At 53.4% G+C, this 26,229-nt stretch carries 12 protein-coding genes and 2 pseudogenes; 5 read left to right on the top strand and 9 right to left on the bottom strand.

What is annotated here, in order from left to right; translation table 11 throughout:
• Nucleotides 1-623 precede the first annotated feature (623 nt).
• Nucleotides 624-3,536: a ribonucleoside-diphosphate reductase subunit alpha gene (locus tag ALO43_RS15835; RefSeq protein ID WP_024669920.1), complete on the top strand. Its 2,913-nt coding sequence runs from the start codon at nt 624-626 to the stop codon at nt 3,534-3,536.
• A gap of 947 nt (nt 3,537-4,483) precedes the next feature.
• Nucleotides 4,484-5,731 (top strand): ribonucleotide-diphosphate reductase subunit beta, encoded by a 1,248-nt coding sequence (locus ALO43_RS15830; RefSeq protein ID WP_003393710.1) that lies wholly within the window; start codon nt 4,484-4,486, stop codon nt 5,729-5,731.
• A 146-nt stretch (nt 5,732-5,877) separates the two neighbouring features.
• Here the strand turns inward: ALO43_RS15830 and ALO43_RS15825 are convergent, their stop codons facing one another.
• From ALO43_RS15825 to ALO43_RS28995, 5 genes are all read right to left on the bottom strand, one after another.
• Nucleotides 5,878-7,965, bottom strand: a complete 2,088-nt coding sequence (locus ALO43_RS15825; RefSeq protein WP_024669934.1) for an AIPR family protein — start codon at nt 7,963-7,965, stop codon at nt 5,878-5,880.
• A gap of 15 nt (nt 7,966-7,980) precedes the next feature.
• A complete protein-coding gene (locus ALO43_RS29000; RefSeq protein WP_158491079.1) occupies nt 7,981-8,940 on the bottom strand; it encodes a PD-(D/E)XK motif protein in 960 nt (319 codons plus the stop codon).
• Nucleotides 8,921-11,647: a Z1 domain-containing protein gene (locus ALO43_RS15820; protein ID WP_054997781.1), complete on the bottom strand. Its 2,727-nt coding sequence runs from the start codon at nt 11,645-11,647 to the stop codon at nt 8,921-8,923. Before ALO43_RS15820 ends, ALO43_RS29000 begins: the two co-directional genes overlap by 20 nt.
• Nucleotides 11,644-13,110: an ATP-binding protein gene (locus ALO43_RS15815; protein ID WP_083492180.1), complete on the bottom strand. Its 1,467-nt coding sequence runs from the start codon at nt 13,108-13,110 to the stop codon at nt 11,644-11,646. The genes ALO43_RS15820 and ALO43_RS15815 overlap by 4 nt, the downstream gene beginning before the upstream one ends.
• A gap of 193 nt (nt 13,111-13,303) precedes the next feature.
• Nucleotides 13,304-14,902, bottom strand: a complete 1,599-nt coding sequence (locus ALO43_RS28995) for a DNA cytosine methyltransferase (RefSeq protein ID WP_080268173.1) — start codon at nt 14,900-14,902, stop codon at nt 13,304-13,306.
• A 28-nt stretch (nt 14,903-14,930) separates the two neighbouring features.
• On the opposite strand from ALO43_RS28995, the gene ALO43_RS28990 reads away from it, so the two are divergent.
• Together ALO43_RS28990 and ALO43_RS28985 are read left to right on the top strand one after the other, a co-directional pair.
• Nucleotides 14,931-15,350, top strand: coding sequence for a very short patch repair endonuclease (locus ALO43_RS28990; protein ID WP_024669936.1), 420 nt, complete (start codon nt 14,931-14,933; stop codon nt 15,348-15,350).
• 337 nt (nt 15,351-15,687) lie between these two features.
• Nucleotides 15,688-16,173: pseudogene (locus ALO43_RS28985) on the top strand (BRO-N domain-containing protein).
• A 51-nt stretch (nt 16,174-16,224) separates the two neighbouring features.
• On the opposite strand, the gene ALO43_RS15805 reads toward ALO43_RS28985, so the two are convergent.
• The 3 genes and pseudogenes from ALO43_RS15805 to eprS form a co-directional block, all read right to left on the bottom strand.
• Complete coding sequence (locus ALO43_RS15805) at nt 16,225-16,515, bottom strand: hypothetical protein (RefSeq protein WP_024669938.1); 291 nt, start codon at nt 16,513-16,515, stop codon at nt 16,225-16,227.
• Nucleotides 16,516-16,877: 362 nt separating this feature from the next.
• Nucleotides 16,878-19,993 (bottom strand): annotated as a pseudogene (locus ALO43_RS15800) (autotransporter domain-containing protein).
• Nucleotides 19,994-20,084: 91 nt separating this feature from the next.
• The gene (eprS, locus tag ALO43_RS15795) at nt 20,085-23,090 is read right to left on the bottom strand and encodes an autotransporter serine peptidase EprS (RefSeq protein ID WP_054997779.1); all 3,006 of its coding nucleotides are present in this window, start codon (nt 23,088-23,090) and stop codon (nt 20,085-20,087) included.
• A 455-nt stretch (nt 23,091-23,545) separates the two neighbouring features.
• On the opposite strand from eprS, the gene ALO43_RS15790 reads away from it, so the two are divergent.
• On the top strand, nt 23,546-23,887 hold the full coding sequence (locus tag ALO43_RS15790; protein ID WP_005889605.1) for a topoisomerase DNA-binding C4 zinc finger domain-containing protein: 342 nt from the start codon (nt 23,546-23,548) through the stop codon (nt 23,885-23,887).
• A 37-nt stretch (nt 23,888-23,924) separates the two neighbouring features.
• Here the strand turns inward: ALO43_RS15790 and ALO43_RS15785 are convergent, their stop codons facing one another.
• Entirely contained in the window at nt 23,925-26,141 is a 2,217-nt protein-coding gene (locus ALO43_RS15785; RefSeq protein ID WP_024690189.1) for a FimV/HubP family polar landmark protein, read from the bottom strand.
• Nucleotides 26,142-26,229 lie beyond the last annotated feature (88 nt).

Below are 26,229 nucleotides of genomic sequence, written 5' to 3'. Positions count from 1 at the left end.
AGCAAGCGTCTGCAATATCACACCGCTTAGCACACGACATGCCAGATGGCCCTTTTCAGAGGTTTTTTTGTGATAGGGTTCGCGCCCTCAAAAAATCTTCAATGCGCGGCCAGTGCCTACAAATTCGGTGACAAACGGTCACGATCCAGTAGTTCTGCGGCCTACACGCATGACCAGCGTTCCATACACAAACTACACACACTTTATCCACAGGCCGTGCGTTGCAATTCATGTCCAAAACGCATTATCTTGTAGCCCGACGGCGAGGGACACCCTACATGTAGGGTTTCCTGCAAAAAACCCAGCACAACTCAATCGAGAAACTCAAGCACTTTTCTTGCGTTTGCGGGGTTGAAATTAAAGTCGTTTTCGTTACGCGTTCGTTCGCGCGGGGAGCAAAGCCACGCTGTACACGGTTTGCAACATCGAACACGCATTCTTCATCAGATTTTCAAAGGATCGGGCCTGGCCCGGTCCTTTTTGGCTTCAAAACCTGGTAGCGGTCACAGATTCCGCTTCCGCCTTCGTTTTGGAGCCCTTGAGTCGCCCTTTGCGACTTACTGCTCGAAACGAAACGGTGGGCAGCAATGCCCGAACAAACTTAAAGGAACGTGGAGTCACACATGCAAACAGACACAACTCGCGAGAACTCGCCGACCGGCGCTCCGCAGGCAAGCCAGGCCCCACAGGACCTGTCGGCCACTGCTCCCGGTCAACTGCGCGTGATCAAGCGTAACGGCACTGTCGTCCCTTACACGGATGACAAGATCACCGTTGCCATCACCAAGGCGTTTCTTGCAGTTGAAGGCGGCAATGCTGCCGCCTCGTCGCGCATCCATGACACCGTTGCCCGCCTGACCGAACAGGTCAGCGCCACGTTCAAGCGTCGCATGCCTTCGGGCGGCACCATCCACATCGAAGAAATCCAGGATCAGGTCGAACTGGCACTGATGCGCGCCGGCGAGCAGAAAGTGGCTCGCGACTACGTCATCTATCGTGATTCGCGCGCCAAGGAGCGTGCCGTTCGCGCCCCCGACGAGCAAGTCCAGGCTCACCCTTCCATCCGCATCACCCTCGCCGACGGCAGCTTTGCGCCACTGGACATGGGTCGCCTGAACACCATCGTCACCGAAGCGTGCGAAGGCCTGGCTGAAGTCGACGCCAACCTGATCCAGACCGAAACCCTGAAAAACCTGTATGACGGCGTTGCGCTGAAAGACGTCAACACCGCACTGGTCATGACCGCCCGTACCCTGGTCGAGCGCGAACCGAACTACTCGTTCGTCACCGCCCGCCTGCTGATGGATACCCTGCGCGCCGAAGGCCTGGGTTTCCTCGGTGTCGCCGACAGCGCCACCCACCACGAAATGGCCGACCTGTACGCCAAGGCGCTGCCTGCCTACGTCGCTACCGGTATCAAGTTCGAACTGCTCAACCCTGTGCTGGCTGAATTCGACCTCGAAAAACTCGGCAAGGCGATCAACCACGAGCGCGACCAGCAGTTCACCTACCTGGGCCTGCAAACCCTGTACGACCGTTACTTCATCCACAAGGATGGCGTGCGTTTCGAACTGCCACAGATCTTCTTCATGCGTGTGGCCATGGGCCTGGCGATCGAAGAGAAAGCCCGTGAAGACCGCGCCATCGAGTTCTACAACCTGCTGTCGTCGTTCGACTACATGTCCTCGACCCCGACGCTGTTCAACGCCGGTACCCTGCGTCCACAGCTGTCCAGCTGCTACCTGACCACCGTGCCGGATGACCTGTCGGGCATCTACCATGCGATCCACGACAACGCCATGCTGTCCAAATTCGCAGGCGGCCTGGGCAACGACTGGACACCGGTTCGTGCGCTGGGCTCGTACATCAAGGGCACCAACGGCAAATCGCAAGGCGTCGTGCCGTTCCTCAAAGTGGTCAACGACACCGCCGTTGCGGTCAACCAGGGCGGCAAGCGCAAGGGCGCTGTCTGTGCCTACCTGGAAACCTGGCACATGGACATCGAAGAGTTCATCGAGCTGCGCAAGAACACCGGTGATGATCGTCGTCGTACCCACGACATGAACACCGCCAACTGGATCCCTGACCTATTCATGAAGCGCGTCTTCGACGACGGCCCGTGGACCCTGTTCTCGCCTTCCGAAGTGCCGGACCTGCACGACCTGACCGGCAAGGCCTTCCAGGAGCGTTACGAGTACTACGAAGCGCTGACCGAATACCCGGGCAAGGTCAAACTGTTCAAGACCATCCAGGCCAAGGATCTGTGGCGCAAGATGCTCTCGATGCTGTTCGAAACCGGCCACCCCTGGCTGACCTTCAAAGACCCGTGCAACCTGCGCAGCCCGCAGCAGCACGTGGGCGTGGTTCACAGCTCGAACCTGTGCACCGAGATCACCCTGAACACGAACAAGGACGAGATCGCGGTCTGCAACCTGGGCTCGATCAACCTGCCGAACCACATCGTCAACGGCAAGCTGGACACCGACAAGCTCAAGCGCACCGTCGATGTAGCCGTGCGCATGCTCGATAACGTTATCGACATCAACTACTACTCCGTGCCGCAGGCCAAGAACTCCAACCTGCGCCACCGTCCGGTCGGCCTGGGCATCATGGGCTTCCAGGACGCGCTGTACCTGCAACACATTCCGTACGGTTCCGATGCTGCCGTGCAGTTCGCCGACACCTCGATGGAAGCGGTCAGCTACTACGCCATCCAGGCGTCCTGCGACCTGGCCGACGAGCGCGGTGCCTACGAGACGTTCCAGGGTTCGCTGTGGTCCAAAGGCATCCTGCCGCTGGATTCGCAACAGATCCTGATCGAGCAGCGTGGCGAGAAGTACATCAGCGTCGACCTGAAGGAAACCCTCGACTGGGCGCCGGTTCGTGCCCGCGTACAGAAAGGTATCCGTAACTCGAACATCATGGCCATCGCACCGACCGCCACCATCGCCAACATCACCGGCGTGTCGCAGTCGATCGAACCGACCTACCAGAACCTCTATGTGAAATCGAACCTGTCGGGCGAATTCACCGTGATCAACCCCTACCTGGTTCGCGACCTCAAGGCCCGCGACCTGTGGGACTCGGTCATGATCAACGACCTGAAGTACTACGACGGTTCGGTACAGCAGATCGAGCGCATCCCGCAGGAGCTCAAAGAGCTCTACGCGACTGCCTTCGAAGTGGACACCAAGTGGATCGTCGACGCAGCAAGCCGTCGTCAGAAGTGGATCGACCAGGCTCAGTCGCTGAACCTGTACATCGCTGGCGCCTCGGGCAAGAAGCTGGACGTGACCTACCGCATGGCCTGGTACCGTGGTCTGAAAACCACTTACTACCTCCGTGCCCTGGCCGCGACCAGCACCGAGAAATCCACCGTCAACACCGGCAAGCTCAACGCAGTATCGAGCGGCGGCCACGGCCCGGACGACTCGGCGATCACCGCCCCGCGCCCAACCGAAGCAGCACCCGCCGGCCCGGCCCCAGTGCCAAAGGCTTGCGCGATTGATGAGCCGGATTGTGAGGCTTGCCAGTAAGGTCTAGCGTTCAAGCACCTGACGGCAATATGCAAAAAGCCCCTGTAAAGGGGCTTTTTGCTGTGTGAAGGGAAACGCTGTTCAGACAACCGTAATGATCGTTCCAACGCTCCGCGTGGGGAATGCCTTTCGTGACGCTCTGCGTCACATCTTCGCCATAACACCCCTGTTGAGCTGATCCGCCCGCTAGCCGAGATCCGATTGCTATTCAGTTGCGCAATCAGATAATGCCAAGCGTCATGAAACAACCGACGCATTCAGAGGCGGCTTCATTGCCTAAATCTGCCCCTAAAACCTGAACCGCTCGTCGAATCAGCTTTTTTTCAACAGCGTGAAATTCAGCGACAACAGACTGCAAATCGCCCCCTTCAAAAAGTCATCTACTCGCAAGCGCCCGGTTGCCATAGCGTGAACGCATTACCGAAAACGATGAAGCCAAAAAAAGTCAAAAAGACCGCACTGAGGTGCGACAAACGATCCGGTTGCCGAAATGCAATCGACACTATATCCTGCGTTTCTAAATGTAAAAAACACTAGATAAGGGATTCAACTGAATTTCCCCAGTATTTTAGCCCCACCTGATCCGATGCTGAAACGGGTAAGAAAAAGCGTGAACCTCTCGCCGAAAATTACTCATGGATAACCAAGTGCCGGGCAAAATCTGTATAATCCCGCGCTCGCTTCAGGGTACTCAAATGACCATTTGCACACGCAAAGCTGGCTCACCTCAAAGCAATCCAGACCATCCGCTTTGCTCGCCTGTCGGGCGTTGCCACGGCAGCAAATCGAGCGAACGACCGACCACCCAATAGCCGGTCAATCGCAACATCAGTAATCAGGTAATTCCCATATTCCAGTGCCTTCGTCTCCCACGTGACGTCGGCGCACCACATCTTGAAATCTAATCACGGGCGCCAAGGCGACCCCTAAGCAGGAGTTTCATCACCATGCTGAGCTGGGACGAATTCGACAAAGAAGACGGCGAAGTAGTCGCCAAAGCGACCAACGCCGGTCACGCCAACGAAGCCAACATGGACCGCCTCGACAGCGCCGGCGGTCTCGCGGCTCAAGAGGCCCGCGCCGTGACCGCCGCCGACTCCGCTGCCCTGATTCGCGCCAAGAAAGCGCTGGACGCACTGGACGTAGCTGAAGGCCTCGCCGAACTCGAAGGCGCCAGCGCCCGCGTCGCCGTTGACGAAAAAATGATGATCAACTGCCGCGCTGACCTCAACCAGCTCGTGCCTTTCAAGTACGACTGGGCCTGGCAGAAGTACCTGGACGGTTGCGCAAACCACTGGATGCCGCAAGAAGTCAACATGACCGCCGACATCGCCCTCTGGAAAAACCCCGAAGGCCTGACCGACGACGAGCGCCGCATCGTAATGCGTAACCTGGGCTTCTTCTCCACTGCCGACTCACTGGTTGCCAACAACCTGGTACTGGCCGTGTACCGCCTGATCACCAACCCGGAGTGCCGCCAGTACATCCTGCGTCAGGCCTTCGAAGAAGCGATCCACACCCACGCCTACCAGTACTGCATCGAATCGCTGGCCATGGATGAAGGCGAGATCTTCAACATGTACCACGAGATCCCGTCGGTCGCCAAAAAGGCAGCCTGGGGCCTGAAATACACCCGTTCGATCTCCGATCCGAAGTTCGAAACCGGCACCGTCGACACCGACAAAGAGTTGCTGCGCAACCTGATCGCCTACTACTGCGTACTGGAAGGCATCTTCTTCTATTGCGGCTTCACGCAGATCCTCTCCATGGGCCGCCGCAACAAGATGACCGGCGTCGCCGAGCAGTTCCAGTACATCCTGCGCGACGAGTCCATGCACCTGAACTTCGGCATCGACGTGATCAACCAGATCAAAATCGAAAACCCGCACCTGTGGGATGCCGAAATGAAAGAAGAAGCCACGCAGATGATCCTGCAAGGCACCCAGCTGGAAATTGAATACGCCCGTGACACCATGCCCCGCGGCGTGCTGGGCATGAACGCGGCGATGATGGAGGACTACCTGAAATTCATCGCTAACCGTCGTCTGAGCCAGATTGGCTTGAAGGAAGAGTACCCAGGGACGACGAATCCGTTTCCTTGGATGAGCGAGATTATGGACTTGAAGAAAGAGAAGAATTTCTTTGAGACTCGGGTTATTGAGTATCAGACGGGTGGGGCGTTGAGCTGGGATTGATGGGCTAAGATTTGAATTAGAAAGGCCAAGAAGTGAATGTTTCTTGGCCTTTTTTTTCTATATAAATCAGAATAATAACAAGAACTTAAAGGACTCAAATAAAGCCTTAGGTCAAAACATCTTATAATCTTTACCGCGACAAAAACTCACATAGCAATAAATCCTTCATTGATCATCGCATCACGAATTTTCCATATCTCGATACATTGCTTCTCAGTGGGTAACTTTTTAGGTATCTGAGAAGCTATCATTAAAAGACTGTGTTGTTTAGGCGTTAAATGGTTATGCTTCCCCCCCCAATTAAGCATGCGATTCCACTCCGCACCAGGCACACTAGTGACCTGAATCTGAATTTCAATTCCATCATCGGCTTTTTGAGTTTTTCTGGACTTCTTACCTTCATCAACCACCGAGCTCACATCGACGAGCCTTTCATAGAAGTCGTTTTTAAAAGGTATATTAAGCAGTTTCACCTGCTCCCAACAGGCTTGCGTTTTAGCCCACTCAGTCACGTTATCTTTAGGTCGTTCAGAATCAGTTAAAACTTCAAAGACACCTTTAGTAACTACTACGAGCTGACTGACAAGCCAATCTGGAACACATTGCAGATCCCAAATAGCACGAAGATCCAACTGTTTCCCTAACGCTTGTTCGGATATCATATTATGTAGTTTGGCAACTGTGTAGGTCACAATGTTAGCTCTGTACCCTCCTTGATACCAAGGTTGCTGGCTTACAAGTGCTTCTAACCTTTTAAAAATTATAGCTAGCGCAACAAGCGAGCGAAAATAATCTTCATTGTAGATCTTTCCATCATTAGCCCAGAGCTTAGAAATAATATCTGCAAAAAGCATGAAGTTCTTTTGAGCTCCCATACTTACTTTATGAGGCATTTCTCGCCAACTATTTTCATATTTGGCCACGTCAGTTTTATTAAATAACTGCGATTTGGGATTTTGAATAAGAAACTGATTTTTTTGGGCAGCCGTAAGCTTAGCTTGCTCATTCGCATACTGTCCACGTGCACGTTCATAGAACCAGTGCGTGCCATGCTGAGCCCCACCGATAGGGGAAGTAAAAATACGGCGAGAAAACTCCTCCAGTCGAATGTGATAGGGGTGATTTGAAAAAAAGTCAGCGTCACTTACCTTATTCTGACTGTTAGCATATCTAGCGATTTCCGGCGTGAGCATACCAACCCGCTCGGGAGAGAGAATTGACAACTTCATTTGGACCATTACTTGAGAAAGATCAGCAAAATCCTTCTTTCCTGGAGATCCACGCTTTGCATAGGCTAGCGAAGCGGTAGTTTGCCCACCATTAACAATCTGTAGATTAGTAACATTTGTTATACGCAATCCCGCTGGGGTCTCTTGGATTACGACGTTTTCAGCAGTAGCTGCTATTCCATTATTGAAAGCAAAAAACATTTCCGGACGATGACGTATAGTATTTTGTATAGCAGAATTCACTTTACCTTTGGTGCTTAGAAAAGTCCGAACATTACCTTCCAACAATCTACTTCCGTACTTATCATAGATATCCGCCAAAGAATCTCCAGATATCATACACAGATAAGCATCATACTCGTCGCCGGATTGGACTGCGGCTAAAAATGGCAGGCCAAGGCTATCGGCGGTACAAAAATCTACAAAAAGCTCATCGCGTCCAGTAGCGGACACATATGCAGAATGAAAACGAGCTATGTCCCAGATATGCAGCTCCACAGGAACATCTTTAACTTCCTCTTCAAACCAATCCTTTTGTCTACTTTTTGAAACCCTATCAGTAACAAAATAAAATTTATATTTTGTAATCTTTGAATGCCAATCCATCAAGTCACAAGCCAGACCGTATCCAGGATTACTCTCATCAACTGATCCGTCAGTTAAAGTTCCACTAAGAGCCTCCTCTAAATAGGAGCGAAGTTGCTCAAAAGCACGTTTTACGTCTTGAGCAATGAACGTTCCCATTTCGTCATCATTAAAAAACTCGGCCACCATTAACGTCAGAGAACTATCAGCATCATCGTAATAGTAGCCATCTACACGTAGCCTTTTCTTTTTGGCGCCTACACCTTCAAAACGGCAACTCTCGAAAGAAAAAAACTCTTCAGCATCTATAAGGCGATCACCGCACTCTTCAACAAACACTGCACGAATAAAATCTTTCGTTGACTCAGCTCTGGCCCTAACTGTTTCGATAAACTCTCGATGAAATCCTTCCAACTCCATTATCTACCCTCCAACTCAGGCGTCAGATACTTTGAAAGTCTCGCACAGCGACATATCCAGCTTATACTTTGTTTCACTAATGCCATTTGGCAGCATCGTCTTAGTGATACAAGGAAATCCTAGACCTACGCTATAACTAGAAACCCCTCTTACAACAAGGTTTATTTCATCATACTCTGAACGCTCTATATATCCTGCTCTGAATAGTGCTTTATCAAATACAACTCTGGAATCATAGGAGGCGTTGATTGATGCCCTAAGCTTTTTGACTAAAGAATTCAATGTAAAGGTACCCACAGAGATAGCGGAACAGTTAGCTATTTCATAAACAACCAGCACTACTTCTCGTACTGATGAGTCGAGTTGTCGCTCCGACGAAATCAATATATCAGAAACACTTGGCCGCACAGTTTTTACTTCCCATGCGATAGTGTCCATCTGAAAGTCCTGATCAGCCAAGTAAGGCCCAACCCAACTCGATACAGACAAACTACAGCCATAGTTTTCATTTAAATTGTATAAATGTAATAGTTCGCCGCATAAACCTCTGACTTCCGACTCCGACAAAAGACCTAAATTGCCTCTTTCGAAAAGCAACCGCCAACTAGCTAATCTCTGAAAGACAAACGCTAACGCTTCCTCTGCATCCGAAATATCACGTGATGACTCTATTAAATCGCTACATAACAAAGAAAATATTTCAAGTAGAGCAATCTCTTCAAGTATCAACAACAAGGACCAGCGACCGTCATCGCGTGCCACACACTTTACTCGCACCAGCTTTAAGTCGCTCTGAAAATCCGGCCGATTAGTGCAGATAAGAAGTAGAGTGTGTCTACCATCCTTGTCGAAACCAAGATAGAAGCTCAGTAAGTGTGAAGCATCTATTCTACTGAAGCCGGTGCCTAATCCCCCCGAAGAATCCGACGAAGTTGAACTCCAAATAAACACTGAGTTATTCATCGTCTTGGTCATCCTCATCATCCGACTCAATGCTAGAGGTATCACCTGAAAGTATATTTCTCAGCTCAATAAGATTGATCCTATAAGCAATTCGATGACTTGCAATATCTAGTTCGGGGAAACTGAGACCGATCGCTACCAGTGCGTCGCATCCTTGAGGAGTAAAAGATGCGGCGCTATTATCGGTGTCTTTTGACTGTATAAGATGGAGAAGCAATAACGGTCTTTGGCGAACCGCAGTATACTTACTGCCTGGAACAGTCTTTGATTTATTCTTGGAGTCCGAACGAAACAAAGCCTCTACACTTTTAATCTCTGACGAAGTTAATCCTATTTTTTCATCAGCAGCAGAACCGACTCGTAATTTACTACCATTAATTAACAAAGCACGGATAGATTCATCTTCAGTTATATTGCGCCGCCTTGGCTTTACACTGAGTCCAGGGACAAAATTATAACTATCAGCTTCTCCACTAGGGATTGCGACATCCCATTTTTTGAGCTTATCATCTTCAGACTTTTCAATAAAATCAGCTAAACTCGAGGTTTGCAATTTTACGCTTAAAGGATGATTTACAAACGCTCTCAAAAATTTAACTATAAGCGCTTTTGAAACCCCGTACCAAATCGGAAACTTTTTCTCTTCCTGTACATTACTACCCATAACTTCTAGGACAAAACTTTGCGCAGCTTTATAATTGCCAATAATAATTGCAGGGTCTTTTAGCAGCCTAGGCGACTCTAAACTCTCTTGAGAAATAGATATTGTCTGTACGATTTCATCAGTGTACCGCATCTTGTTTTTTGCAGTGATCAGTAGCGACTCAGGATGGGATCTGACTTTCAGTCCAAAATCTATTGGTTTAAGTCGAGAAACCTGCATGCGTCTGACCTCTCCTCTCAGCTCATCAGTAGCTTGAGATATATGAGAGTAAAAATCGAAGGTTTCATCGGACATCCATATCTTAAATAGGTCTTCGTAGCCTGTTCTATACCCGAACCATCTACCCATCTGGAGCAGAGCATCATACATCTGCGTACCACGGAAGAAGTAACTGATACAAAGTCCTTCAAGAGTCAACCCCCTAGCAAGACTATTCCCACCTACCGCAACCACCCTTAGTCCATCCTCTTTATAAGATGAGTAATCCAAGCTTGCAGGACCACTTTTCTGATTGACTGCTACAACCTGTATAGGCAAATTAGCTGCAGCCAATCCGGCTTGAATTTTAGCCCAAGGTATACTTAGAGTGCTGTAGAACTTATTGTAACAAGCGTATAACTTTCGAATAGAGTTATTTCGTAATGCTTCTGTTGTCGAAAGCGAAGCATAGTTTCTTATGTCAGACTGCATCAATCTAACTTCATGATCCAAAATATCTCTAATTTGGTTCTGAACAAATGTAAAGTAACTAACATTTACTAACATTGATCTATGCTTAGACGTTACAGAACGAAGGTCCATAATCGTGTTTATTATAAAAAAACACGATACCGCCTCAAGCATACTGTCAGGGACTGCATCGACGATGCTATCAGAAGACATCCCCTTTGGAAAATAATCTTCCGCATCGTAAATAGGCTCAACACACTTCAAATCTGCATCCTCACCAAATATCCGATGTGCGCCAACATAGTTGGATGGAGCATCTAATGCATATATGAAGTCTCGTGGAAAGAGATCATCGCCTTCCATTTCGGTTGTAGTATCTGGATTTATGAAGACATTAGCAAAAGGAGTTGCAGTAAAGCCTACGTAACTGGAGCGCGGAAAAACTTTAAGCAACCCCCTAATACCCGAGTTAATTGCAGTAGCTTTTTTAGGGTTAGTATTAATAGATGCGTTATCGGCCTCATCATCTATAAGCAAAAGTGGCAAATCTATACTGCCAGATCCACTAGCATTAAAAGTGACTAGCCAGTCAGCAAGATTTTCCAATATTCTCCTATTTTTTTTAACCACAAGAAGAACAGGCTCTTTATAGTCTTTAAGCTTAAAACCTAATTGATTTACAGTAGCGGCCTTGAAATCCCCGACTGTAGACGTAAAAACGCCTGCGGACCTAGCAGCATCGATAAGCCCAACACCAATTTCTTTACGATGACGCTTTCGATTATTTACAACACCAGAACTGTCCAAGCCCACAAAACCTGAGTCAAGCCGTTCTTGAGTCTGTCTCCTTAGACTTTCCAAAGTTCCAGTAAGCAAAATAACCAGCTTGTACCCGGCATCCGCAGCCTTACAAATCAGTCCAGTATAGTTTGAAGTTTTACCGGACTGAACATCGCCCATTACAAGACCCCGACGAGGCCAACCAACAGATTCTTTGGGATTACCTAATAAGTCCAGTATTTCATCAGTAACCTTATCTAAAGAGCTGACAACTTTTGGCCCCCACCCCTGCTTGAGCAGATCAGTTTGGTAACGCTCCCAATAGAAAGGATCAATGTCAGCCTTTCGCGCACGTAGCCAAGGGTTATGCTCATCATACACATAGCTGCCTAAGCCCATATCCAGAGTCAAAGCAACATGTAATCTTTTTATAACATTTTCGAATTCGGAATCTGAAACTGCGTATATCGGTATCGCTCTCAAGCAGGTCGCAAGCTCAAGAATCTCAAGCTCAGTGGGAATACCATCAACTGTTAATGCGGTAATAACACCCAACTCTAATCTGCGACCATTAGGTGACAACTGATATCTGGCATCACTGCTCATATTTCATATTCCTTTATAATATCTTTAGTTAAACCTGGATGTAAACTGAATGGCTCAAGCAAATGCAACGTCGACAACAACCTAAAACGTGCATCCGGATTTTTAGGAAGTTGGGAAAAAAGATTTCCAACTAGCTCTCTCAATCGCTCCATCGATTCGTCATCGTTAAATCCAGAGCGAATATCTCCTGCCATTTGTGAATACAAAGCTTCCGCTGGAAACGAATTTTCAATCACACTCAACAACAAATCAAATAATGGAACATTAGATTTTTCCAAACCCTTCCTATATTCAACAATCATTGGATACTCACGATTTATATCGTAACGCACTCCTCTTCTAGCAATAACCTCATGCCAGACGGGAGACGTCTTTGAGCCTTCAACCTTCCTGCCCTTAAATTTAATTGTTCTACCACTGGCCTCTCTGATTCTTTCTACTGTTCTCTTCAGATTAATCCTTACCGCTTCAGGAGGATGCGCGGCGGATTTTTTTATATCCAGAGTCCACAGATAATCTAATGAATTTGGGATATCGACTCTGACCCGAGCCAGCTTACTCAGCTCATCTTTTTTCGCCAGTCGAAACCAGGTACCCCAGATAATAAGTCTTTTATTACGGTAAATATAAAAGCCCTGCTGCGCTTTTATTCCTTCAGCTCCCCCAGCATGAAGCACTTCCGAAGAAGACATTTTATTAACGTGCGGTAATATATAAGGCTTTACCGAAACCCTTTGACCCGAAACTGTAAAGTTATCTTCATCCAATATCTGAGTTGCTTTATGATCGGCCCAGAAAGGATCTATCGCCTGTAAGGGCGCGCCATTCAAAAAAACGCTCAGACGCTGTTTCGTTTGATAGCTTGAAATAAACCTGTGAAACACCAAAGAGAGATGGTCTCGCACATATAGCATTTTTTCGCCTAAGGCAGACTCAACAGATTTTTCTCCTACAACCAAATTATCTAGCTTTTGCCAAAGTACGACTGTACCAGAATCTTTTTTTCTTAGATCATTGTAATGCGGAAGAACTTCATAATCCGCGGGGTCAAGGGCCAGCATTATCCAAGTACCCTTATCGATTACAACGTCTAGATCCCAACAAAATGCACTCACGCACCCTTCATACTTTGAAACTACAGTCAGACGCCTGCATTGAGACAGGGATGAAGTCTTAAGACCCAGCCCGTACCGCCCCATGTCATCAGACTTTCGCTCATAGATAGGGCTCGCGCTTCCATGTCTCATGGCATTGTGAAGGACGTCGGAAGACATTCCAATGCCATCGTCGATCAGGGCTACATAAGGATCGTCATATGGCCTAAATTCAATATTTATAGTTTTAGCTTGCGCTGAAATACTGTTATCTATCAGATCTGCTAAAGCAGATTCCAATGTATAGCCAATAGACCGCATGGATTCGAGAAGTGATGCTGCATTAGGCGGGTTATCAATCTCTCTCATAACCCGTACACCAAATACAATGCACTGTTAGTAGAACCGCTTTTATTCAACATTCCATGTCCTCATGTACATTATCCGCGTGCCTCGCCCCACAAACCAAAGGCGTTTTGCACCTGATGTCAAGAGCCACCCTTTCGCCAGCATTCATCTCATAAAATAAGAGGGAGCGCAAGCTCATATTCGTCCTTAAAGCTTATCTACCCGCGGCAGTGCTTTTCTGAGCGATAATGCGCTCAATTACGGTGGCAATTTTTCTTGCTAGAAGAGGGGGTACGGCGTTACCGACTTGGTGGTACTGCTGAGTACGGTTGCCCAGAAAAAAGTAATTGTCTGGGAAGGTTTGAAGACGGGCAGCCTCTCTAACTGTCAGGCTCCGGCATTGATTAGGATCATAATGAATAAAATAGTGGCCGTCTTTGGAAATATGACTGGTGATTGTGGATGAGGTTTGGTTTTTCACCTGAACCCTAAAGCGGTCACTAAACTTTCCAGTCTCCCAATTTTTGTGCAAAGGTGCTAAACCCGGCAAATCGAATTGATGATGACCTTTTGGCGATATGTTATGCGCCTGAGCATATGTTGCGGCATATACATAACGCTTTAAATCTGCGCTCATATGCCCACGGGCTTCATGATTTAACCAAACTCCCAACTGAGAATCCAGATACCACTCATTTAAACCACTATCTTTTATACTACCATCCCAAAATTTATCTTTCTTTACCCGTAAACCACCTTTATTAAGTCGCCCACCTGAAAATGCCTCCCTTACAATTTTCAACTCTATTTCAAGTGAGAGATCACGCTTTCGCGATGCAGTTAAATCTTTATATAGGCCATCTAGATGCGTTAAAATGTCACCGCACCAAACATCGGCAGTATCTTTCCCTCTAGATAAGATACTACGAAGTGGTGGTAAAGTACCAATCATCTCACTTACAGTGGCACCTTTAGCTGGTAATAGCTTAAGGTTGTCCAGCCCACTTACATAGTCGTCAGAAACACCAACCAATATTACTCGATGTCGGCTCTGGGGAATTCCATAATTTTCTGAACGAACAATAAAACTGCTTAGATTAATATCATCAGTATTCATCCCCGACTCATATACATCATCGGAAGCTAATGAAAAAATCTTATATTTAGAGCCGCTATCAGTTTTAATACCTAAAGCAGAGTCAGGGTCTGACAAATCTTTCAGTATCTGAGGAAATATTTGTTCTCCTGCTATTTTTGACGAGAGAATACCTTTTACATTCTCCATCACAAATACGGCAGGTTTTTTACTTTGAATTATTCTCAAATATTCTCTATATAAAAAATGGCGACTATCGTCCTCAGCTTTATATTCAGAGTTTCCTTTATTTCGTGCACGCCCCACAAGAGAATAAGCTTGGCATGGAGGCCCACCAATTAAAACCCATGGCTTGCTAGTATCTAACTTTTCCTCGAGTATTGCATCAAGTTCTGCATTTCCGTCAATGCTGCCCAATTTTATTTGACGCGCTTCGCCGTCAGCATACTTCCACTGCTCGTAACTATCTCCCGTCCATGGTTGGACAGCGCTGTTTGTTTCACAAAATCTATAATAGTCTTTTAAAGCATCCGGATTTTGTTTTTTCAAAGCGCGGTAAAAAGCCCTCAGTCTAAGCGTGTTTCTTGCGAACGGATCCATCTCTGCGGAGACTAATACCTCAAAGCTTCTTCCATTATTTAAGGAAGAAAAGCCTTCGCCAAGGCCGCCAGGACCAGCAAAAAGGTCCACAACCTGCAAAGGTTCAACTTTTTTCATTTGTCAAGTCTGCCAAGGGGTGAGCGTAATGGACATCGTGGACAGTGCAACGCGATCGAGAATGATGTCTGGTATCAGGGGGAAGAACACTCGTCCCGAACTGTTGGTGAGAAAATTTCTTCATGCTCATGGTTTTCGGTTCCGGCTCCATCGGAAGGACCTACCTGGAAATCCCGACATTGTACTGCCGAAACTAAAGACCTGTATATTTGTACATGGATGTTTTTGGCATCGGCACCCGGGATGTCGGTACGCAACGATGCCTAAGACAAGACCCGAATTCTGGACAGAAAAATTTTCCAAGAACGTTGCTAGAGATGCTAGGTCAATCTTAGCTCTCAGGCAGCTAGGCTGGAGGACGATAATAATATGGGAGTGTCAGCTTAAGGCGCCAGAGCTAGATACAAGCGCCTATCTTCAGGATCTAAAGAAGACTCTAGACGAGTGATTTCGCAAACCTAAGCATCACTCACGTTAGCATTTGATGTGAGTATTTTCAGAAAAGTCCTACGCGATAAGACCTTGCCCATCGACCTAATGCCTCATACCCTTGCACCGCGCCTAAGAAACGCCCAAGAAACTCAAATGTAGCGGCCTGACCGCTTCCGATAAAATGCGGCTTTTGGTACCTGCGGCCTTCGGCTGCGCGTCCTAAAATCTCTGATATGTCGGGAGTGGACCAATACAAGACCCGCAAGGGGAATACGTCCGGCCTTTTCTACATTGGGGTTTCTTAGCTCCCGACGCCTAGCTCTCAAAAAGCTAAAAATGTAGAGATTACCTAGATGCCTCACATCGCAAGCCTAAATCAGACAACGCCCCACACCCCAACCCCCTTCCACCGCCACAACCGCCAGCTCCTCGCCCTCCTCCTCGAAAACCAACCCTGGTTCAGCGCCCGCGATCTCGGTCGCATGATCGGCTGGCCGTTGAACTAGCGGACGCTGCGCAAGCTCGACGCAGACCAGCACCGAATGATCACGCTCGACCTGCACGGCGAAGCCGAGCCAGAGCTGATGGTCAGTGAGTCGGGGACGTACGCGATGATGGTGCATCACTATCACGCGGAGAATCGCGGGTTGCGGCAGTGGCCGGGGTTGTCGGTGAGTATGTTGCACTGGCACAGCGAGCCGTGGATACGGTTGCGGGATATGCCGAAGGTGTTGGCGCATCCGCAGATGCAGGCTGATGCGCGGCCGCATCGCTTGGCGAAGTCGTGGTGGCGGGCTGTGTTGCCTGTCTCTAGATTGGGTTGCTCTCGGCTGGGTTAAATGTCGCGTGATGGTCGTGGCGGCGGGTGACGACCATCGTGTTTTGCTGGATCAGTCTTTCAGGCGGCGTCGATAGTCGTTGATCATTTCTTTGGTGACGTCTTCCTTGTAGCAGGTGGGCGCCTCCCCTCCTTCACGGCTATACGCGCTGCGCTTGCCGCATCGGCTGCCGTTGCGGGCAGCGTTGTAGGGGCAAGGGCAGTTGCCGGAATAGCTGTCGATGGATTCCTGGATGATGGCGTTGACGATTGAGGCGTCTGTGACTTGGGTTTCTCTGGCGTGTGCGGAGAAGGCGCAGAGCAATGCGAGTATGGCGACGAAGCCTGTCCCTGTCTTTTTCATGGCTATTCCTTAGCGAGTGCAGACGGATGTCTGTTGCAAGGTTTTACCATGATGGTAATAAGCCATCAAATTTTGTTTTTTGAGGTGGCTTTTGGGAATTCGGGTTGTTCGATGAGCCTATTTGGCAATGAGGCATGGCTAGGCCAATCTGAGATTTGGTTGCCAAGGACGTAACGTATACACAGGTTTTGCTGCCGGCTCCCGGCAGATCGCGAACAAGTTCGCTCCTACGCCCTACGGGCAGAAGCCTGGATTTATGAGTGATGGCTTGAATGTGACGCCGAGCGTCACGAAATGCATGCCCACGCGGAGCTATGGACGCGATAGCCTGCGGGGCTACTGCACCCCGCAGGCGTTATGCATCAGAACTGCCAATCCAGCGACAAGCCGACACCGTGGGTTTTATCCCGCGCACCCAGCAACCCGTTGTAGTCCAGGTTGATGCGCGCGTCCTTGCCCAGCGCCAGGCTGGCGCGGGCGCCGACTACGGCGGCGTCGCGGTCCATGGAGACGCTTTGGGTGTTGAAGCTGTTGCCTGCGCTGGCGAAAGCCAAGTGTTGTTCGGCCGAGGTGTCGCTCAGGTTGTGCTGCCAGCCGAGGGTGGCGGAGACGTCGAGTTTTTGTGTGTCGTTGAGGTTGAAGCGGTTACCGGCGCGCATGCCCAGGGTCGAGAGCACGGTGTCGCGGGTGTCGTCACTGCCTTTGAGGGCCGTGGCGCCGCCTTTTCGGTGAAGCTGTCGCTGTCGAAGTGCACGTAAGCCAGGTTGGCGAACGGTTCAAGTGTCAGCGGTTGCAGGTTGAGGCGGTAGGCGGCTTCGGTGAACACCTGGCTCGACTGGGCGTCGCGCTTGACCTTCTGGCGGTCGGAGAACACCCCGAATTGCAGGTCGCGTTTCACATCGATGCGGTGCCAGCTGTGCGAGGCGCCTGCGGTCAGGCGCAGCGCACCCTGTTCGTGGCCGATGTAGGCGCCCAGGTGGTAGCTGTCCGCCGAGGCACGCGAGTGGGTGTCGTCACCCAGGCTCAGTGAAGTGTCGCTGTAACCTGCCATCGCACCCAAACGGGTGTGCTCGCTGATCAGGCCGTCGACACCGGCGAGCAGACCGCCCAAGGATGAGGTCGAGCTGGCGCTGTCGCTGCTGCCGCTGTTTTTGCCCCAGGCACCTAGCGCCTTGACCCACACCGAGTTGTCTTCGCTGCCCGGTGCTGGCTGGTCGTACAAGCCTTCTACACGCAGGCGATCACCTACGGCATCGCGCAGTTGGCGGCTGTCGTTGATCAATTGCGTGGCGATGGCCGGGTGCACCTCGCCCGACAGTTGGGTGAATGCGCGGCGTGCGCTGGCGGTATCCTGGCTGAGGATGATGCTCTCGTAGACTGAGTTGCCCGCACTCATTTGCTCGATGGACTGGGCCACGCTGCGCTGGTTGTCGGTTTGTGCGGCGCTGGCAAAGCTGTCGCCGTTGCGCTCGAGCGCCAGTGTCACGCCGGTGCCGCTGTAGGCCAGGTTGCCGTCAAGGAACGCGTAGTTATCTGTCACCGAGCCGAACTGGCCCTGAACACCGCCAGCGGCTTGCAGTACGTTGAACTGTTGGCCGAGTACGCTGCTGGTCTGGTTGCTGCTGAGCAGTGCGGCGTTGTCGTTTTCCGGCGTGAGGGCCATGTTGGCGCCGCTGACGGTCGCGATACCGCCGACCACAATGCGGTCGCTGGCAGTGGGCGAGAACTCGACCGCGTAGGTCGAACCCGGTGCCAGATTTAGGTTGCCCGCCACTTGCAAGGTGCCGATGGAGTTGCCCGGCGCAACGGTACCGCCGCGGTTGGCGGTCAGCGACGCGACGCTGCCATTGCCGCCCAGTATGCCGCCATTGTTGACGGTGACGGTCGAGGCCAGCGAACCGTTGATGGCCAGACGTCCCTGATTGACCAGTGTCGGGCCGCTGTAGCTGTTGGCGCCGGTCAACACGAGGGTGCCGATGCCTTGCTTGGTCAGGCCGCCGTGGCCGGAGATGTTGTTGCTCCATACGTCCAGTCCGCATTGCGGCCCGCTGCAGGTGCGCTGGGTCGGTTTGCCGGCATCGACAATTGCGCCGACGCCAGGCAGGTCAGCCACAAACTGGCTGTCGCCGTACGCGCCTTCGATGCGGAACTCGGCAGGAATGTCGGCCTCAGTCACGAACATGCTTGGGCCGTTGACCGCTTTGCCGAGGTTGATCATGCCCCAGCCGTACAGCGCATCGACACCGGGTGCGCCGAGGTCGGTGGCGGTGGTTTTCAGCACGTCGGCAACCTGCGCGCCGGTCATGTACGGAAAGCGCTCCATCAGCACGGCCATGCTGCCGGCCACGTGCGGTGCGGCCATCGACGTGCCGTTCTTGTTGGCCCAGCCGATGGTCAGGTCTGCAAGGCTGGTGCCGTTGAGCACCGAACTGTAGATGCGCGTGCCCGGTGCCGAGACGCAGAAGCTGGCGGTGTAGCCGCAACGCGACGAGAAGGTGCTGAGCGTATACGGCGTGGTGGCCGCTGCGGCTGCGTTGGGGTTTTGTTGCAAGGCGGCGACCGTCAGCCAGCTGGGGGCGATTTCCGGCACGAAGTAGCCGAGCCCGGCCATCGCGTCGGGGTTGTTGAGGTTGTAGTCGTTACCTGCGGCGAAGATGGTGACAACACCACTGTGCGCCGCGTCGATAGCGCCTTGATACGCGCCGCCCGGACGGCTGCCGAGGATCTGGCGGATCTGGTCGAACTGCAATTGCGCGTCCTGCACCGTGAAGTGCGGAAATGCCGGATCGCGACCGCCTTTGTCGAAGCGATCAGTGATGCCGATGCCCCAGCTGTTGTTGATGACTCTTGCGCCGCTGTTGACCAATGCGTTCCAGCCAGCCTGATACACCGCGCCGTCGTTGCCCAGTACGATGCCATCTTCCGGGCCCGGGTCGCCGTTGTCGGCGCTGATGATTTGCGCGTTGTAGGCCACGCCATGCATCGGTCCGCCATCACGATCGCCCCCCGCGATGCCGCCCACGTGGGTGCCGTGGTTGCCGAGTTTGCCGCCGGAGTCCAGGCTTGGCGCGCCGTCGTAGCGGAACGCGTCGCCCGCCTTCACCGGGATATAAGGGTCGGTGTACTCGCGGATGCCGCTGGTGACCAGGTTGACCACTTTGTTGGCGCTGGAAAACTCCGGGTGCGCGGCGTAGACCGGCTGATCGAAGATGCCCAGTTTGATGCCCTTGCCGGAGTAACCAGCAGCATAGGCCTGGTCGGCATTGATCGCGCCAACACCCCAGTCGGCATTGAATTCGGCACTGCGCCAGCTGGCGGGGTTGCCTGCCTGACCGGCTTCCACGTAGGGCGCAGCATGTGCCACTCCCATGCTGGCGAGGTAGCAGGCCAGCGCACCACAGGAGGCGCGATTGATCGCCCGAATGGCTTGGTGCAGGGGTTTTACAGCGGTGTGGCGGGTGTTGGATGCATCTTTCATGAAAACCACCATCCTTAGTTAACGCGCACAAATCTCCGCGCGCATGCATCTGCATGCGCGTCGTTCTTTTGGGTTTAGGGTTGAGTGCTGCTTAGAACTGCCAGTTGAGGCTCAGGCCCACTCCGTGGCTTTTTTCACGGCTGGCCAGCTGCCCGCTGTAATCGAGGCTGACCTTCGCGTCCTTGCTCAACGCGATGCTGGCATGCGCACCGACCAGCGCGGCGTCGCGGACCAGAGGCGAGCTTTCGATGCCGAAGCTGCCACCACCCGAGGCGAATGCCAGGTGTTGTTCGGCGTCGGTGTTGCTCAGGTTGTGCTGCCAGCCTAGGCTGCCGGACAGGTCGACTTTCTGCCGCTCGGTGATCGCGATGGTTTTCAATGCACGCACGCCGAGGGTGCTGAGTACCGCATCACGGTTGTCACTGCCCGCAGACAACGCCGCTGCATCCCCCTTCTCGGTGAAACCTTCAGTGTTGAGGTGGACGTAAGCCAGATTGGCGAACGGCTCGACGGTCGCGGGTTGCAGGTGAATGCGGTAAGCCGCTTCGGTGAAGACTTGCGTACTCTGGGCATCGTGCCTAGTTTTCTCTTTGCCTGCTGCACCGCCAACCTGCACGTCGCGTTGCGCGTCAATGCGATGCCAGCTGTGCGTGCCACCCAGGGTCAGGCGCAGCGCGCCGATTTCGTGACCGACGTAGGCGCCCAGATGGTAGCTGTCTATCGAGGCTCGGGAATGCGTGCCAGAGCCCATGTTCAGCGAGCTATCGCTGTAACCTGCGACGACGCCCAAGCGCGTGTCGTCGGCAACGTTGCCATCGACGCCCGCCAGCAGGCCGCCAATCGAGGAGGTGTAACCGGCAGTGTCATCACCTGAGTCGGTTTTGCCCCAGGCACCCAGAGCTTTGATCCAGACATTGTCCTGTGCCGTGGTGTTGCCATCGGTACCGAACACGCTGGCGCCGAGGCGCTCCCCGACGGCATCACGGACCTGACGACTGTCGTTGATCAGCACGCTGCCAATCGCCGGGTAAATCTCGCCGGACAATTGCTGAAAGCTGTCGAGGGCAGCGGCGGCGCTTTGAGTCAGCAACAGGTTTTCGTACACCGCGTTGCCTGCGCCGAGTTGTTCGGCTGCGGTGGCTACGGCAGCTTGATTAGGGGTTTGTGCGACGCTACTGAAGGCGTTTGTCTGCTCGACGTTCAGGACAACGCCGGTGGCTGTGTAATCGAGACGGCCACCGAGAAAGGCGTAATTGGAGGACACGCTGCCGAACTGTCCGTTGACGCCGTTGGCGGCCTGTAACACATCGTACTGACGACCCACGACGCTTTGACCCGGCGCCGCGCTCAAGGCAATCGGCGTGTTGTCTTGAAGCGCCAGCGCCATGTTTGCGCCTGCTACAGTCGCGCTGCCGGTGGCGACGATGCGATCACTCGCAGTCGGAGAAAGCTCCACGGCGTAGGTCGAACCTGGCTCGAGGGTGACATTGCCATTGACCTGCAAGGTGCCGATGGAATTGCCCGGCGCGACAACGCCGCCGTTGCGCGCAGTCAGTCCACCGACCTGCCCATTACCGCCCAACGTACCTCCGGCATTGACCTGCACGGCCGAGACCAGCGAGCCGTTCACCGACAGCAAGCCGCCGTTAACCAGTGTGTCGCCACGGTAGGTGTTGGCGCCCTCCAGAATCAGTCGACCCGCGCCGGATTTGATCAGGCTGCCTTGGTACTGACGTTTTGCCGCTGCTGCGGCGCGCGCGGTACCTGTTGCGTAATCAGCCTGATCCTGCTGGCTGGCGCTGCTGGCGACGCCGTTTTGCCAACCTTTGCTGACCAGCGTCTGCTGCCAGGTGGCCTGCTCGGCGGTGTCTTCGGCCTGACGCTGGATCAGCGCCTGATCGGAAATATTGTTGCTCCACACGTCGGTCAAACCCGAGCCGAGATTGGCGTCGAAAGTGCCGAGCAACTGACCAGGGCCGCGCATCGCCCGCTCCAGATTCGCCACGCCCCAACCGACGCTGTTGGTCGGTGCCTGAGTGACAGAGCCGTCAAGCTGGGTGGCGGTGGTCAGCAGCACTTGCAGCGCCTGCTCGTTGGTCATGTACGGGAAACGTTCCATCACCAGTGCCAGTGCGCCAGTCGCATGCGGTGCAGACATCGAAGTACCGGATTTGATGCCGTAACCGCCACCCGGCACGGTGCTGTTGACCAGCCGACCGGGCATGGTGATGCACCAGTATTTGGACAGCCCGCACTGGTTGTAGCGTTGACCGTTGCTGCTGTCGAGGCCCGACACGGCCAGCCAGTGGCCTTCGAGGTCCGGTTCGAAATACGGCAAAGAGGCGCGCACGCTGGCGTTGGCGTAACCGCTGTTGCCAGCACTGAACACATTGATCACGCCCTTGCGCGATACATTTGCCGCTTCGTCCAGCCAGGTGCCGCGGTTGTAGTGCTGAGCGTAGGCTGCGCGCACGCCGGCTTCGGTGGCGTAGGTCACGTCGGCCGGTTGGCTGCCCCAACTGTTGTTGATGGCACGTACGCCAGCATCGGCCAATGCGCCGTACACCGCCTTGAAATACCGCGGGTCGGGGTTGGGGCCGAACAGGAAACTGTCATTCTGATTGGTGTTGCCGACGAAGACTTGCGCGTTGTAAGCCACGCCGTGCATGCCGACGCCATCGCGCGCTGCGCCCATGGTGCCGGTAACGTGTGTGCCGTGAGTATCGTTGTTCGGGTTGATTGCGCCGGTGATGCTGAACGGCGAGCCGTCAACGTAGGTGCCGCTGGCGGTAACCGCGTGGTAGCGGGACGGTGTGGCTTCTGGGTGGGAAGGGTCGAACCCCGAGTCCAGCGCACCGATCTTGATGCCTGCACCTGTAATGCCAGCGGCATAGGCTTGATCAGCCTGAATGCGGCCAAGCCCCCAATCGCTCTGGAATTCTGCCGAGCGCCAGCTGGCAGCGTCACCTGACTTACCTAGCTCGGTGTAGTCGGCGTAGGCCGAACAGCCAAATGAAAAAGACAGGACGCAAAGTGCGCCAGTTGCTACAGGCTTGAACGAATAACGGACAGCACTTACGTACTTCGACTTTTGCATCCCTGCGCACCTGTTAATGGTCGGCTCATGATTGAGCGATTCCAGAACATAGTCCGCAGCTTGAAACTTGGCAACCTATTTGTGCCAAATCTTGCACTAACATTAAAGCCATAAGGAAAACGCATCGCAGGACATATATGTCGCTGATAGGCACTTGAATGCATTGAGTTTTTATATTTCATTGTTAATGACTAGCGATCTTAATAGTGGCTATTTAATTGCACGCAACTTGTTTTTCCAGCCATTACACTCACTGTTTACAGTAACAGCTCACCAAGCGTGTTACTTGCCTGAGCGCACCAAAAGTTGGCAGACGTGCGCCCCATAAAAGAGATGACGCTCCGCGTCCTATCCAAGGAATGGCCTGTGCTTAAGCGGGCAAGTCTGGCGTTTGCATCGCCGCGGAGATGTCTGCACCATGCCAGGCTGGACAGCATTCGACCTCAGGCATTTTCATGAAACGCGATACGACGTCCGCGCTGGCGGGACTCATCAGGAAGTTACGCAACCTCTTGCGCGGCCCGGAGACACCCGCAACTCGCGAACCTCATCACCAGCCGGACACGCCTGATGTAGAGCCGACGCCATCTGCAAAGCCTGTCGATGCCGCACCTGCGCAGCGTATCCACAAGAAGCCGCGTGCGCCCGACGCAGCAAAGCCTGCGTCGGCGCCTTCATGCCCGCATTGCAAAAAAATCATGATGATCAAGGTGGCCCGCACGGGCAAGAATGCCGGTGAGTTCTGGGGCTGTGTGGCGTATCCGAAGTGTCGGGGTATTCGGCCGATCTTTCGCTGAGCGCAAGATCGGCTCCTCTGTCAGAGGCACGCCGAAGTCAGCTGATCCTGCCCAGCAACTCGCGCGCCATACGCCGATGCTCATCGTCTGACTCGGCAATGACCCGTTGCAGAATTTCCCGGGCGGACTCGATCTCGCCCTCCTCGATCAACACCTGAGCCTGATTGATCTGGCTGAGCGGCGGCTCTTCAAGGTCCAGCAGGTCAAAGTCGGCATCGTCACTCATGAAACTGTCGAGGAACTCATCGCTCAGCTCGCCTGCATCGGCGGGCATGACCACCTCGACAGGCTCGATGATTTCAGGCTCCGAGAAGTCGCTGAGGAATTGTTCATCCGAGAGTTCGAAGACTTCCGGCAACTGAGTCAGGTCAGAGGAGAAGCCGGGGTCGACCTCGGCAGGCGCGCTAGTGGCACTTGCCTTGTTGCGCGGCGGCGGGGTGTCGAACGGGTCGACCAGATCCCAGTCGGCATCCATCGACAGGTCGTCGAGGTTCAACTGGAATTCGTCGGCAGGCAGAGGGTTCAAGGCCGCAGCGGTGGTTTCATCCAGTTGCGCTGTCGGCTCGGGCTGCAGGTCGGGCAGCAGGTCAGGCTGAGCACGTTGTGTCGACGCCGGCTCGACCTTGTCGAAGGACAGCCCGGTGGCGGCACCGGCGGCAACCGGCATGAAGGCTGCTGCGATGGGTGTTTCGGCGGCTTTGATTTGCGGGAAACGGTCGCGGATGTCCTGGATGGTCTGCGGGTCTACGCCGTGCTCGAGCGCCGCTTGCTCTTCGCGGACAAACCCGCTGCCGTCGCCTTGCTCTGCCAGCAGTTCCAGCAACCTGATGCGAATATCGCCACGTTGCGGCTGGGTCTCGAGCGCGCTGCGCAGAATCCCCATAGCTTCGCTGAAACGCCCGTAGGCGATGTAGATACTGACACCGTCCAGCGCATCGGGCGCCGCGCCCGCCTGGCGTTGCGACGCCGCCGGCCTGACCGGCGCAGGCGTTATATCAGGGTTGGGTTGCGGTGCAACGGCGGGCACCTCAAAGACCGGCAGCATCGAGGCCTGAGCAGGCTTGATCAAAGGATCATCCGGCGTCAGCGGCGCTGCCGCAGCCAGAGTGCGTCGCTGGCGTCGTTTCGAATAGGCATATGCCAGCAGCAGAAGCACGATCAGAACAGCAGAAAGCAGTGTCGGCAGGCTGACGAACGAGTCACTGCCTGGTGCTACTACCGCCGCAGGCTGAAACGGGGCAGCGGGCGGTACGGCAGGCGATGTCGCAGGTGCGGCGGGCGTGACAGGCGTAAGCGGCTGAGCGGCGGACTGCGCCAGAGCCAGATCACTGCGCAAGGCAGTGATTTGCTTGTCCTTGCCGCTCATCTGCTCTTGAAGCTCCTGAGTCTGCGCCTTGAGGGCTTCCAGCGATTGCGCCAGCTGCTGGTTTTCGATGGCTGCAGCCGAGAGCTGTTCGGCGGTACGCTGCAATTCGGCTGGCTTCGCTTGTGGTGCGGCTGGGGCTGGGGCTAAGGCAGTAGGCAGCGACGCTGAATCCGGCAGCAACAGGTCCTGGCCGGCTTTAAGTGCAGACCCGGCGCCGCCAGCAAACACTTGCGGGTTGAGCGAGCGGATACCATCCGCCAACTGGCTCGCCGACACCTTGCTGCCCTGCCCTTGCAGGCGGCTGGCGATACCGTTCAGCGTGTCGCCGCTAGCCACTGTGTAACGCTTGCCCTGCACCGCAGCAGGCGGCGCAACGGGCATGCGGTTTTCCTGTGCTGTATCCGTCGAGCGCTGATTGCGGCTGCGGGTAGCCGCGAGGCCCTGGGGGGACGTGGAAGGGTCAAGCAGCAGGGTGTATTCGTGCAACAGGTCGCCGTTGGGCCGCGCCAGTTGCACCAGAAAACTCATGTAAGGTTCAGTGACCGGCTTGCTGGACACAACCCGGATAACCCCGCGATTGCCCCGCAGCACTGGGGTGAAGCGCAGGTCATTGAGGAAGAACACCCGTTCGATCCCAGCCCTGGCGAAGGCCTCAGGGGAAGCGAGCCTGGCAACCACGTCCTCGTTGCTCAGCCCGCCTGTTTCCAGCAACTCGATCTCGGCATTCAGCGGCTGATTGAGCGCCGAATGCAGGGTTATCTCACCCAGCCCCAGTGCTGACGCCAAGGTGGAACAGGCCAGCAGCGAGACCGCCATAACGCTCTTGCAAAACACTGCGCGCGCCGTGCGACCCGCACCTTCGACAGCAGCCAGGGAATTCTTCAGCATGCGAACCCTTATGGAAACCACAGCAGGCTTCTCTCGTAATCAGATGGACGTCAGTATCCGTCACAAGAGTATGGTTGAGAACTCGCTG

Source organism: Pseudomonas tremae (assembly GCF_001401155.1).
In the GTDB taxonomy this organism is placed as follows: domain Bacteria; phylum Pseudomonadota; class Gammaproteobacteria; order Pseudomonadales; family Pseudomonadaceae; genus Aquipseudomonas; species Aquipseudomonas tremae.
The sequence above is the reverse complement of the archived record's forward strand: the minus strand, read 5'-3'. Positions and strand labels throughout refer to the sequence as shown.

Excerpts from the sequence above, each read along its gene's own strand:
- ALO43_RS15805 (WP_024669938.1), bottom strand. The coding sequence starts at position 16,515 with ATGAAAAAGACAGGGACAGGCTTCGTCGCCATACTCGCATTGCTCTGC.
- ALO43_RS15790 (WP_005889605.1), top strand. The coding sequence starts at position 23,546 with ATGAAACGCGATACGACGTCCGCGCTGGCGGGACTCATCAGGAAGTTA.
- ALO43_RS15815 (WP_083492180.1), bottom strand. The coding sequence starts at position 13,110 with ATGAGAGAGATTGATAACCCGCCTAATGCAGCATCACTTCTCGAATCC.
- ALO43_RS15820 (WP_054997781.1), bottom strand. The coding sequence starts at position 11,647 with ATGAGCAGTGATGCCAGATATCAGTTGTCACCTAATGGTCGCAGATTA.
- ALO43_RS15830 (WP_003393710.1), top strand. The coding sequence starts at position 4,484 with ATGCTGAGCTGGGACGAATTCGACAAAGAAGACGGCGAAGTAGTCGCC.
- ALO43_RS29000 (WP_158491079.1), bottom strand. The coding sequence starts at position 8,940 with ATGACCAAGACGATGAATAACTCAGTGTTTATTTGGAGTTCAACTTCG.
- ALO43_RS28995 (WP_080268173.1), bottom strand. The coding sequence starts at position 14,902 with ATGAAAAAAGTTGAACCTTTGCAGGTTGTGGACCTTTTTGCTGGTCCT.
- ALO43_RS15835 (WP_024669920.1), top strand. The coding sequence starts at position 624 with ATGCAAACAGACACAACTCGCGAGAACTCGCCGACCGGCGCTCCGCAG.
- ALO43_RS15825 (WP_024669934.1), bottom strand. The coding sequence starts at position 7,965 with ATGGAGTTGGAAGGATTTCATCGAGAGTTTATCGAAACAGTTAGGGCC.
- eprS (WP_054997779.1), bottom strand. The coding sequence starts at position 23,090 with ATGCAAAAGTCGAAGTACGTAAGTGCTGTCCGTTATTCGTTCAAGCCT.
- ALO43_RS15785 (WP_024690189.1), bottom strand. The coding sequence starts at position 26,141 with ATGCTGAAGAATTCCCTGGCTGCTGTCGAAGGTGCGGGTCGCACGGCG.
- ALO43_RS28990 (WP_024669936.1), top strand. The coding sequence starts at position 14,931 with ATGGACATCGTGGACAGTGCAACGCGATCGAGAATGATGTCTGGTATC.